This window comes from Hymenobacter saemangeumensis, assembly GCF_039541835.1.
Lineage (GTDB): Bacteria > Bacteroidota > Bacteroidia > Cytophagales > Hymenobacteraceae > Hymenobacter > Hymenobacter saemangeumensis.
Map to the genome: position 1 here is coordinate 127,144 of NZ_BAABGZ010000016.1, position 10,164 is coordinate 137,307.

General features: G+C 60.1%; 8 protein-coding genes. 6 read left to right on the forward strand and 2 right to left on the reverse strand.

The window, feature by feature from the left end; genetic code table 11:
• Positions 1-76: 76 nt before the first annotated feature.
• Positions 77-1,486 (forward strand): FAD-binding oxidoreductase, encoded by a 1,410-nt coding sequence (locus ABD919_RS08430; protein ID WP_345235550.1) that lies wholly within the window; start codon positions 77-79, stop codon positions 1,484-1,486.
• A 104-nt stretch (positions 1,487-1,590) separates the two neighbouring features.
• On the opposite strand, the gene ABD919_RS08435 is transcribed toward ABD919_RS08430, so the two are convergent.
• Positions 1,591-3,231: an amidase gene (locus ABD919_RS08435; protein ID WP_345235551.1), complete on the reverse strand. Its 1,641-nt coding sequence runs from the start codon at positions 3,229-3,231 to the stop codon at positions 1,591-1,593.
• Between the two features lie 72 nt (positions 3,232-3,303).
• Positions 3,304-3,804 (reverse strand): acyl-CoA-binding protein, encoded by a 501-nt coding sequence (locus ABD919_RS08440; protein WP_345235552.1) that lies wholly within the window; start codon positions 3,802-3,804, stop codon positions 3,304-3,306.
• A 228-nt stretch (positions 3,805-4,032) separates the two neighbouring features.
• Between ABD919_RS08440 and asnB the strand changes: the two genes are divergently transcribed.
• The 5 genes from asnB to ABD919_RS08465 all read left to right on the forward strand — a co-directional run bounded on the left by asnB (position 4,033) and on the right by ABD919_RS08465 (position 10,111).
• Complete coding sequence (asnB, locus tag ABD919_RS08445; RefSeq protein WP_345235553.1) at positions 4,033-5,937, forward strand: asparagine synthase (glutamine-hydrolyzing); 1,905 nt, start codon at positions 4,033-4,035, stop codon at positions 5,935-5,937.
• Positions 5,938-6,055: 118 nt separating this feature from the next.
• Positions 6,056-7,399 carry a UDP-glucose dehydrogenase family protein gene (locus ABD919_RS08450; RefSeq protein WP_345235554.1) on the forward strand — a complete coding sequence of 448 codons (1,344 nt, stop codon included), beginning with the start codon at positions 6,056-6,058 and terminating at the stop codon, positions 7,397-7,399.
• Positions 7,400-7,559: 160 nt separating this feature from the next.
• Entirely contained in the window at positions 7,560-8,510 is a 951-nt protein-coding gene (locus ABD919_RS08455) for a UDP-glucuronic acid decarboxylase family protein (protein ID WP_345235555.1), read from the forward strand.
• A 218-nt stretch (positions 8,511-8,728) separates the two neighbouring features.
• Positions 8,729-9,130 carry a sugar 3,4-ketoisomerase gene (locus ABD919_RS08460; RefSeq protein WP_345235556.1) on the forward strand — a complete coding sequence of 134 codons (402 nt, stop codon included), beginning with the start codon at positions 8,729-8,731 and terminating at the stop codon, positions 9,128-9,130.
• Positions 9,131-9,178: 48 nt separating this feature from the next.
• Entirely contained in the window at positions 9,179-10,111 is a 933-nt protein-coding gene (locus ABD919_RS08465; protein ID WP_345235557.1) for a GNAT family protein, read from the forward strand.
• Positions 10,112-10,164: the final 53 nt, after the last annotated feature.

Consider the following 10,164-nt stretch of genomic DNA (forward strand, 5'->3'; position numbering starts at 1 on the left):
GGCTGGCCGTATCTTCGTCACCACGCTTCGCATCGGGGCAAAGATACCGCCCACGGCGCAGCTTGTGCTTTTTTCTATGAAATTCAATCAGATTACCCCCGAGATTCTGGCGGCTTTTGAGGCCATTGTGGGCTCGGCCAACCTTATTACTGCCCGCCACGTGGAAGCCGATGTGTATGCCGGTTATGGCCGCGACCACACCGAAGACCTACACTTCGCTCCCGACGTAGTGCTAAAGCCCGGGAGCACCGAAGAAGTAAGCCAGATTATGCGTCTCTGCCACGAGCACCACATTCCCGTTACCGCCCGGGGGGCCGGCACGGGCCTGAGCGGTGGGGCTTTGCCCATTCACAATGGCTTGGTCCTCAGTATGGAGCGCTTCAATAAGATTATTCAAATTGACGAGCGTAACCTGCAGGCAACCGTGGAGCCGGGCGTGGTGACCGAAGCGTTCCAGAACGCAGTAAAGGAAGTGGGCCTTTTCTACCCGCCCGACCCGGCCAGCAAGGGCAGCTGCTTTCTGGGCGGCAACCTGAGCCAGAGCAGCGGCGGCCCCAAAGCCGTGAAGTACGGCACTACCAAAGACTACGTCCTGAACCTGCAGGTGGTGCTGCCCACCGGCGAGGTTATCTGGACCGGCGCCAACACCCTCAAGAATGCCACCGGCTACAACCTCACCCAGCTCATGGTAGGCTCAGAAGGTACCCTGGGCATCATCACGCGCGTGGTGTTCCGGCTGCTGCCCTATCCGCAGCAGAACATTCTGATGCTGGTGCCTTTCCGCCAGGAAGCCCAGGCCGCGGAAGCTGTTTCGGCGGTGTTCCGGGCCGGCATCATCCCTTCGGGCATGGAGTTTATGGAGCGCGAGGCCATTGCCTGGTCGTCGAACTACCTCAATATTCCCCTCACGCTGCCCGAAGACATTACGGCCCACCTGCTCATCGAGCTCGACGGGCAGGACCTCGACCAGCTGTACAAAGAAGCGGAGCAGGTGTATGCCGTGCTGGAAACCTACGATGTAGGTGAAATCCTGCTCGCCGACACCGCCGCGCAGAAAGACGACCTCTGGCGCATCCGCCGCAACATCGGCAACTCCGTGCGCTACAACTCGGTGTACAAGGAAGAAGACACCGTAGTGCCCCGGGCCGAGCTGCCCACCCTGCTGAAGGGCGTAAAGGAAATCGGGGCCCGCTACGGGTTTAAAAGCGTGTGCTACGGCCACGCCGGCGACGGCAACCTGCACGTCAACATCATCCGCGGCGAGCTGGATGATGAAATGTGGAACGTTGGCCTGCGCCAGCCCATCTCCGAGATTTTTGAGCTGTGCGTCAAGCTGGGCGGCACCATCTCCGGCGAGCACGGCATCGGCCTGGTGCAGAAGCCCTTCATCAGCATCGCCCTCAAGGAAGCCAACCTCAACCTGATGCGGGGCATCAAGCAGGTGTTCGACCCGCATGGCATTCTCAACCCGGGGAAGATATTCTAATCCTGTTGATTAAGTACACAAGTCAAAAGTGAAGAGTTGAAAGGTAGAGCAGCCTTTTAACTCTTCACTTTTAACTTTTAACTGAACCAATCAAGGCTCGCACGCTAAAGAATAGAAGGACGAAGCTCCGGCGCCTTGCGCAGCTTAGAGGCCTGCTCATAAGCGTAGCCCAATGCCAGCAGCTGGGCCTCCTGGTAGGCTGCCCCCACAAACGACAGGCCCACGGGCAAGCCGTGCACCTGCCCCATGGGCACCGTCAGGTGGGGATAGCCGGCCATGGCCGCCGGCGACGAGAAGCTCACGCCCGTGGAATAGTCGCCGTTTACCAGGTCGATGCACCAGCTGGGCCCGCTGGTGATGCCCACGATAGCCGCCAGCTGATTTTGCTGCAGGGCATCGTTGAGGGCTTTGCGGGCGCCGGCCACGGTTTTTTGCACAGCGGCGCGGTATTTGGCGCTGCCCAGGCCATCGGTCTTCTCGGCCATCTCCAGAATTTCCTGCTGGAAATAGGGCATGGCCTTCTCCGCATTTTTACGGTTATAGGCAATGACGTCGGCCAGGGTTTTCACCGGGGCGTTGGCCCCGGCCAGGTAGCGGTTCACACCATCTTTGAACTCATACAGCAGCACGTCGAACTCGGCTTCGTTCAGCGGGTTGGTGTATTTTTCAATTTCCACCTCCACAATGGTGGCTCCCTGCTGGCGCAGCACCTCCAGCGCGGCTTTCAGCAGGGCCGAAGCAGCGGGCGGGCCCTGCAGGTGCTGCTTCTCCACGCCCAGGCGCTGGCCTTTGAGCGCATCCGGCTTCAGGCCGGCCGTGTAGTCGAGCCGGGCAGCGGGCGCGGTGCGGGTAGTGGCATCGGCCGGGTCGGCCCCGGTCATGGCCCCGAGCAGCACGGCGGCGTCGCGCACGCTGCGCGTCATGGGGCCGGCGGTGTCCTGGGTGCTGGAAATGGGGATGATGCCCGAGCGGCTGAGCAGGCCAATGGTAGGTTTGAGGCCCACCAGCCCGCTGGAGGAGGCCGGCGATACCACTGAGCCGTCGGTTTCGGTGCCCACGGCCACGGCGCAGAGGTTGGCCGCGGCCGCCGTGCCCGAGCCGGAGCTGGAGCCGCTGGGGCTGCGGTTGAGCACGTAGGCGTTGCGCGTCTGCCCGCCGCGGCTGCTCCAGCCACTGCTGGCCCGGGTCGAGCGGAAGTTGGCCCACTCGCTCAGGTTGGTTTTGCCCAATATCACGGCCCCGGCGGCGCGCAGCTGCTTTACAATAAAAGCATCCTGGGCGGCGCGGTTGCCTTCCAGGGCCAGGGCCCCGGCGGTAGTCAGCATCTGGTCGGCCGTGTCGATGTTGTCTTTAATCAGCACTGGAATGCCGTGCATCGGGCCGCGCAGCTTGCCCGCTTTGCGCTCTTTATCCAGGGCGTCGGCAATGCTCAGCGCGTCGGGGTTGGTTTCAATAACGGCGCGCAGCTTCGGTCCGGCAGCGTTGAGGGCTTCGATGCGCTTGAGGTAGTGCTGGCATAGACTACGGGCAGTTTCTGTACCCTTGGCCATACGGGCCTGCAGGTCGGCCACGGTGGCCTCGTGCAGTACAAAGTCATTCACCGGGCCCGAGGCATCGGCTGACTGTGAGCTGGAATCTTCCGCTTTGGCGTCGGAGCTGGTAGTGGACTGGCAGGATGCCATGGGCAGCAGCGCGGCAGCCAGGGCAGCGCGGGTGCTGTTATCAAGAAAAGAACGACGATTCATGGATATAAAGCAAAAAGGCCGGCGCAAGCTGCGCCGGCCGGCAATAATACAGTGCCTTGCTTTACGTCGGGCCTATTGCTGCCCTTTCAGCATGTCTTCGCCGCCATAGGGCGCCCCGGCGGTGATGTCGCCGCGTAGGCCGCCTGCGGTGCTTTGGCCGGCGCCGGTGGCGGGCTGGCGGGCGGTAGTGGTATTCTCACCCGGAGCTACCTGCGGCGCCGGGCCGGCTCCCGCAGCCGGGGCGTTGGTCAGGCCGTCGGTGGCGACCGAGCTGCCGGCGCCATCCTGGCCGCCCGTCACTTCGGCGGCCCGCTGCACGTAGCGGCGCTTGGCTTCCTCTTCGGGCACGCCCTTGAACTGGCTCCAGGAGTCCCACTGGGCCTGCGACATGCCCGGCGTGCCGCTGGGATTATCCGGCGAGTCGTCGCCCACTACTTCGCCTTTGGTGTCGTGGTCGCCTTCGGTGGCTTGCTTGTAGAGGCCGTACAGCTCGGTCATGTGCTGGGCAGCAACATCGCCGGGCAGGTTGTTTACTTGCTGCACGGCGGCTTGGAATTGCTCGTCAAGGTTCATTTTTTTAAAACTAAGTGGAAGGAAAAACGGTATGCGGCCGGGGCCAGGCCCCTAACGGTTGAAAACAGCTGTCTGCGTACTGGCTGCAGATGCCAGGCGTTGCGGTAAAAGGAACGAAGCCAGGCCCCGGACCATTTCTTTTTTACGCCTGAATCTGCCGGTTCCGCAGTTCAGACAATACCCTTGTGCCCCCCTTTAGGTTGCGGGGCTGTAACTTTGCCGGCTACTATGTGCGGAATCACCGGAGTCTTTGCCTTTACAGATACAGGCCGCCAGTCGCTGACGGGCCTGCAAGCATCCACTGATGCCATTATACGCCGTGGCCCCGACTCCCAGGGGCATTTCACCTACGACTGCGTAGGGCTGGGCTTTCGCCGGCTGGCTATCCTCGACCTTTCGGCCGACGGCAACCAGCCCATGACCGACGAGGCCCAGCGCTACACCATCGTCTTCAACGGCGAAATCTTTAACTTTCGTGAGCTGCGCGAAAAGCTGCTCAAAAAGGGCTACCGCTTTCACTCGCAGACCGACACGGAGGTTATTCTTCAGCTCTACATCAGCGAGGGGCGGAGCTTTATCAAAAAGCTCAACGGCTTTTTTGGCCTGGCCATCTACGACAAGGAGGAAAACTCGCTGTTCATTGCCCGCGACCGGTACGGCGTCAAGCCCCTGCTTATCTACCGCGACGAAGACAAGCTGTTCTTCGCCTCGGAGATGAAGTCCATGCTGGCCCTGGGCGTACCCCGCAAGCTCGACTACGTGGCCCTGAGCCACTACCTGCAGCTGAACTACATCCCGGGTCCGGCCACCATCTTCAAAGGAGTGAAAAAGCTGCTGCCCGGCCACTACCTGTTCGTGAAAGACGGCAAGGTGGTGAAAAAGCGCTGGTATAAAATCCCCTACGATGCCAAGAAAGTAGCCAAAAACAAGCTCAGCTACGAAGAGCAGCAGAAAAAGCTGGTCACCCTTATGGACGAGGCCGTGCAGCGCCGCCTCGTGGCCGATGTGCCCCTGGGCGCCTTCCTCAGCGGCGGCATCGACTCTAGCGTGATTACCGCCCTGGCCGCCCGCCATACCCCCCACCTGAACACGTTCAGCATCGGGTTTAAGGACGAGCCTTTCTTCGACGAAACCAAGTACGCCAACCTGGTAGCGGCCCGGCACAACACCAACCATACGGTGTTCTCGCTGACCAACAACGACCTCTACGAGCATATCCACGACATGCTCAGCTACCTCGACGAGCCGTTCGCCGACTCCTCGGCCCTGGCCGTGTACATCCTCAGCCAGCGCACCCGTCAGAAAGTGACGGTGGCCTTGAGCGGCGACGGGGCCGACGAGATTTTTGGCGGCTACAACAAGCACATGGGCGAGTTTCAGGTGCGGCAGGGCGGCCTCAAAGCCGAAGCCGTGGCTGGGCTCGACTTCCTCTGGGATGCCCTGCCCAAGTCGCGCAACTCCTTCTTCGGCAACAAGGTGCGGCAGCTGCAGCGCTTCTCGCGCGGCATGCTGTCGGGCGTAAAAGACCGGTACTGGGACTGGGCCAGCTTCGCCTCCGAAAAGGACGCCCGCAGCCTGCTCAGCCCCGAAAGCCGTCGCCATATCGGCAAAAAGGCAGCCGACAAGCGCCGCAAGGACATTCTCGAGAACCTGCACCCCAACGGCGACCTGAACGAGGTACTGCTCACCGACATGAACCTGGTGCTGCCCTACGACATGCTCACCAAGGTCGACCTGATGAGCATGGCCAACTCCCTGGAGGTACGCACGCCTTTCCTTGATTATAAGGTGGTCAACTTCGCGTTCTCTTTGCCCGTAAGCAGCAAGGTCGACGAGAAGATGAAGAAGAAGATTGTGCAGGATGCCTTCCGCTCCGAGCTGCCGCCGGAGCTGTACGACCGGCCCAAACACGGCTTCGAAGTACCCCTGTTGAAGTGGTTCCGTGGTGAGCTGCGCACCCTGATTGAGGACGACCTGCTGCAGGACGACTTCATCGAAAGCCAGGGCATCTTCTCCGTCGATGCCGTCCGCGCGCTGAAGCAGCAGCTTTTCTCGCGCAGCCCCGGCGATGTGCACGCCCGCATCTGGGCCCTCATCGTGTTCCAGACCTGGTGGAAACAGTACATGATTTAACAGAATTATGAATTAAAAATTATGAATTAAAAATTAATGCGGGCGGCGGGTTTAAGCTGACGCTCAGATTTTTAGTTCGGTTTTTAATTTTTAATTTTTAATTTTTAATTTTTTTGAAATGAAAATTGCAGTTGTAGGCACTGGCTACGTTGGCCTGGTCACGGGCACTTGTTTTGCCGAAGTAGGGATTGATGTTACCTGCATCGACATCGACGAAAAAAAGATTGCCAACCTTCACAAAGGCATTCTGCCGATTTATGAGCCGGGCCTGGAGGAAATGGTGTCCCGCAACGTCGAAAAAGGTCGTCTGCACTTTTCCACCAACCTGGGCGAAGCCATTCGGGGCTGCGACGTGGCTTTTATTGCCGTGGGCACGCCTCCCGGTGAAGACGGCTCCGCCGACCTCAAATACGTGCTGGCCGTGGCGCGTGGTATCGGGGAGAACATGACCGACTACAGCGTTATCGTTACCAAGAGCACCGTGCCCGTGGGGACGGCCGCCAAGGTGCGGGCCGAGCTGGAGAAAGCACTGGAAAAACGCGGTGCCGCTATTGAGTTCGACGTTGCATCCAACCCTGAGTTCCTGAAAGAAGGGGCGGCCATCGACGACTTCCTCAAGCCCGACCGCATTGTGGTGGGCGTGGCCTCCGAGCGCGCCGAGAAAGTGATGCGCAAGCTCTACAAGCCCTTCCTGCTGAACGGACACCCCATTATCTTCATGGACATTCCTTCGGCCGAGATGACCAAGTACGCGGCCAACTCCATGCTGGCTACCAAAATCAGCTTCATGAACGACGTGGCCAACCTCTGCGAAATCATGGGCGCCGACGTGAACATGGTGCGCCGCGGCATTGGCTCCGATGCCCGCATCGGCACCAAGTTCATTTACCCCGGCATCGGCTACGGCGGCTCCTGCTTCCCCAAGGATGTGAAGGCCCTGATTAAGACGGCTGCTGAGAACGGCTACGACATGCAGGTGCTACGCGCCGTCGAATCGGTAAACGAAAACCAGAAGTCGGTACTGTTCGACAAGGTGAGCCGCCACTTTGGTGGAGAGCTGCGCGGCCTGAAGATAGCCGTGTGGGGCCTGTCGTTCAAGCCCAAAACCGATGATATGCGCGAGGCTCCCTCCTTGGTTATTATCGAAAAGCTCCTGGCCGCCGGCTGCACCGTGACGGCCTACGACCCGGTGGCCATGGAAGAAGCCAAGCACTCGCTGGGGGACAGCATTACGTACGCCAAAGACGAGTTTGCCACCCTCATCGATGCCGATGCCCTGCTTGTCGTGACGGAGTGGCCCGATTTCCGCGCTCCAAACTTCGAGGTGGTCGGTCGCCTGATGAAGCAGAAAGTAATTTTTGATGGCCGCAATATCTACGAAGCCAAAGAGCTAAAAGCGCTGGGCTTCGCGTATCATTGCATCGGAATCAAGACCGACCATAAGGAGCCCGCATTATCCTAACGTTAATGTTATTATAACGTTAAGTCAGTATTAACGTTAAGTCAATATTAATGCGTTAAAAGCCCCGTCGTGACTTTCCGGCCTGATTTGCTTTCTTCCAGTACTACTCCCCTTTGCTAGTGTACAGTTGCCGAGGCCCACTCGTCACGACAACCCTTTTATGACCACCACCGAAAAAAAACGTGTCCTTATTACCGGCGGCGCCGGCTTCCTGGGCTCTCACCTCTGCGACCGGTTTCTGGCCGAGGGCTACCACGTCATCGCCATGGACAACCTGGTGACTGGCAACCTCGCCAACATCGAGCACCTGTTCAAGCGCGAGGACTTTGAGTTTCACCACCACGACGTGAGCAAGTTCGTGTTTGTGCCGGGCAAGCTCGACTATATCCTGCACTTTGCCTCGCCGGCATCGCCCATCGACTACCTCAAGATTCCGATTCAGACCCTGAAAGTGGGCTCGCTCGGCACGCACAACCTGCTGGGCCTGGCCCGCGTGAAAGGCGCCCGCATGCTGATTGCCAGCACCTCGGAGGTGTACGGCGACCCGGAAATCCACCCGCAGGTAGAAGAGTACTGGGGCAACGTAAACCCCGTAGGCCCCCGCGGCTGCTACGACGAAGCCAAGCGCTTCCAGGAAGCCATTACCATGGCTTATCACAACCATCACGGCCTGGAAACGCGCATCATCCGCATCTTCAATACCTACGGCCCCCGCATGCGCCTCGACGATGGCCGCGTGCTGCCGGCTTTCCTGTCGCAGGCCCTGCGCGGCGAAAACCTCACCGTGTTCGGCGACGGTTCGCAAACCCGCTCCTTCTGCTACGTCGACGACCTGGTGGAAGGCATTTACCGCCTGCTGCTGAGCGACTACCATATGCCGGTCAACATTGGCAACCCGGCTGAAATCACCATCAAGGAGTTTGGGGAAGAAATTGCGCGCCTTACCGGCGTGGAGTTCAAGCCCGTGTACCAGGCCCTGCCCGAAAACGACCCCATGAAGCGGCGGCCTGATATTACCAAGGCCAAGGAAATTCTGGGCTGGGAGCCCAAGATTGACCGGGCCGAAGGCCTGCGCCGCACCTTGGAGTACTTTAAGGAGCACGTTCGCTAAACCCAGCACTTCGCAGCACTGCCCGCCGCCACCGTTTCGTATGCCGTCCGCCGCCAGCCCCTGGGCTTCCGCCGGCCCGCCACGAACGGTAGCAGCGGGCAGTGTCGTAAGCAGCCTCGTCTGAGTGCGGCTATTCAGGCTGGTGAAGTATGGCTCGGAGCTTAGCAGCCTGCACTGTCAGCTCCCCTCACCCCAGGCAATTAACTTTCTTTTTCCCGTTGGCTAGTCCTTATCTTCTTGAGTTTCCACGCATCGGCGATGCCGATATTGGCTACATCTCCGTGATGGAGCAGGGGCAGCCCTTTCTGCCGTTTGAGGTAAAGCGGGTGTTCTGGACCTACGGCACGCCCGAGAGCATAGTCAGGGGCCGCCACGCGCACCACCACACCGAGCAGATTCTGATTGCCGTAGCCGGCTGGATTCTGGTAACTACGGAACTGCCCACGGGCGAAATTCAAACCTTTCGGCTGGAGGAGCCGCAGGTAGGCCTCTACATTCCGCCCCGGGCCTGGCATACCATGCAGTACTCGCCCGGAGCCGTGCAGCTGGTGCTGGCCTCGCTGCCCTACGACGAGCAGGACTACATTCGCGACTACAATACCTTTCGGGCGAAAGGGTAGGAGGCGGCCAACCGCACCGCCCGCTTCGTTTTGCGACAAAACAACCCGATGGCCAACCGGCGAAATACGCTCTTCTATTACTCACCCTTCAACTTCATCCGGGAGTTGAAAACCGCCCCGCAGCTGGAGCTGCTGACCCAGGCGCGCATCAGCGGCAAGCCGTATCTGGGGGTGGAAACCCCCGCGGGCGAGTGCTGCTTCTACCTGGAGGCCCTGGCCTGGGATACGGCTTACTTCGGCCTGCGCACGCACAAGCTGCAGGCGGTGCTCTACCCCAAAGTGTCGCTGGCCGAGCTGGCGCAGGCCTGCCGCACGCTGGTGCAGCACCTGGCTGACATCGGCAGTCAGTACTGCTTTCTGGAAATTCCGGCCGAGGATATTCTGCTGATTCAAGCCCTGGGCATTGCCGGCTTCAAGCTGGTCGAAACCCGGCTCACCTACTACCAGAACCTGACCGAGTATAGCCACCCGGAGCGTTTTGCCGTGCGCCGGGCCACGGAGGCCGACACCGACGACCTGCAGCACGTGGCCCGCACCATGCGCAACAGCTTCGACCGCTTCCACGCCGACCCCATCTTCTCGCCGGAAAAAGCCGACGAGTTTCTGGCCACCTACGTGCAGCAGTCCATTCGCGGCTTTGCCGACGTGGTGCTGGTGCCCGACTGCCCGGGCGAAGCACCCGGGGCCTTTCTTACCGCCAACTACCAGCGCGAGCTGTGGCCGGCGCTGGGCCTGCCCGTCGCCAAGATGGTGCTTTCGGCCGTGTCGGGCGCCAGCCGGCAGGGCTGGTACAAAAAGCTGATTTCGGAGATGAGCTACCACCTGCGGGAGCAGGGCGCAGTGTATGCCTTTATGAACACCCAGGCCACCAATCGGGCAGTGTTTCATACCTGGGAAAGCCTGGGCTACCGGCTGGGCGGCACCACGCACATTCTGTCTTACAGCCCCGGTTTAGAGCAGATTCGTAGTCAGTGTACATGATAGCCGCAGTGGTGGAACCAGTTTTGGGCGTCTTGCGCGTCAATCCAGTCCAG